Source organism: Kitasatospora sp. NPDC057500 (assembly GCF_042802195.1).
Taxonomy (GTDB): Bacteria; Actinomycetota; Actinomycetes; order Streptomycetales; family Streptomycetaceae; genus Kitasatospora.
The window spans coordinates 1-1,544 of the sequence record NZ_JBHVER010000436.1; the positions used below are offsets into that span (position 1 = coordinate 1).

Below are 1,544 nucleotides of genomic sequence, written 5' to 3' on the forward strand. Positions count from 1 at the left end.
CCCCTCGGAGGGGACGCGGGCGCCGGGCTTCTCAGGCTCCGGTCTCGCGCAGGAAGGCGGCGAGGTCCCGGTGCGGCCGCCAGCCCTGGGTGCGGGCGCGGGAGAGGTCCAGCACCACGCTGCGGGAGAGCTGGTCCACCGCGTACGGGGTCAGGCCGGGGAGCCGCCCGGTGCGGGCGGCCAGCCGGGCCAGCGGCGCCGGCACGTGGTGGATCCGGGCGCGCACGCCGTGCGCGGCCAGCACCGCCCGGACCACCTCGTCGCGCCGGTAGGGGCGGGCGTCGGCGATGTTGTAGGCGACCGGCGTCCACGGGCGCCCGCCGGTGCGGCCCGCGCCGACCGCGGACAGGCAGGCGTCGGCGAGGTTCTGCACGGCGGTGAGGCTGAGCCGGACGTCGCCGCCGGGCAGCAGCAGCCGGCCGTGCCGGACCCGCTCCAGCAGCCGGGGCACCAGGTGCGGGTCGCCCGGGCCGTAGACGGCGCGCGGGCGCAGCACCACGGCGCCCGCCGCCAGCGCGAGCCGTTCCCCGGCGGCCTTGGTGCGGCCGTACGCGTTGAGGTGGCCGGCCTCGGTGGGGTGGTGCTCCTGGACGGGTTCGCGGCCGGAGCGGGGGTCGTAGACGCTGGCGCTGGAGACCCAGGCGAGGGGCCGGTCGCCGGCGGCGCGCAGCAGGCGCTCGGTGCCGGTGACGTTGACGGCGTGCTGGGCGGCCTCGGCCGGGGTGCCCGGGGGCAGGTCGGCGACGGCGGCGGCGCAGTGCACGACCGCGTCGGCGCCGGTGAAGTCCGGCTCCCCGGCGGTGGCGTCCCAGCGGATGTGGCGGCCGGCCGGGCCGGGGCGGCGGCCGTAGCAGAGCACCTCGTGGCCGGCGGCGACGGCGGCCCGGACGACGTGCGAGCCGCAGAAGCCGCTCGCGCCGGTGACGGCGATCCGCATCGGGGGTCTCCTCGGGTGGTTCGGGGGCTTTCGGGCGGGGCGGCTTCCGGGCGGAGCGGCTTCCGGGCGGGGCTCAGCCGGGGGCGCGGGTGGCGCGCAGGGTGAGTTCGGCCCAGCCGGGCAGGGCGGCCCGGCGGTCGGCCCTGGCGCCGGTGACCACCGGGGCGTACGGCGCCAGCGCGAGCAGCAGGTCGGCGAGCAGGGCGCGGGCCACCCCGGCGCCGGGGCAGGCGTGCGGGCCCGCGCCGAAGACCGCCTGGGCGGCGGCGGGCCCGGGGGACGGCGCCGGGCGGTGCGCGCCGGCGGCGTGCCGGGCGACCAGGATCAGCCGGTCGCCCTTGCGGACGGTCCGTCCGGCCAGTTCGGCATCGGCGGCGGCCACCCGGGGGAGCAGCGGGGAGGGGGCGGTGAGCCGGAGCAGTTCGGCGGCCAGGGCGGGCGCGCCGGTGGCGTCGACCGAGGGCCAGAGCCCGGCGTCCGCGCACCAGGCGGCGGCCCGGGGGAGGGCGGCGACGGTGGTGTTGACGGTGGCCACCGCGACCACGGCGTCCCGGGCGTCGGGCAGCAGCGCGGCCAGATCGGCGGCGCGGGCGGCGGCGGTCCGGGC

At 81.2% G+C, this 1,544-nt stretch carries 1 protein-coding gene and 1 pseudogene; both read right to left on the bottom strand.

Going from position 1 to position 1,544, the window contains the following annotated elements; genetic code table 11:
* Positions 1–31: 31 nt before the first annotated feature.
* A complete protein-coding gene (locus ACFU74_RS37250) occupies positions 32–937 on the bottom strand; it encodes an NAD-dependent epimerase/dehydratase family protein (RefSeq protein ID WP_380764573.1) in 906 nt (301 codons plus the stop codon).
* A 73-nt stretch (positions 938–1,010) separates the two neighbouring features.
* Positions 1,011–1,544: pseudogene (locus ACFU74_RS37255) on the bottom strand (hypothetical protein); the annotation flags it as partial.

Excerpts from the sequence above, each read along its gene's own strand:
- ACFU74_RS37250 (WP_380764573.1), bottom strand. The coding sequence starts at position 937 with ATGCGGATCGCCGTCACCGGCGCGAGCGGCTTCTGCGGCTCGCACGTC.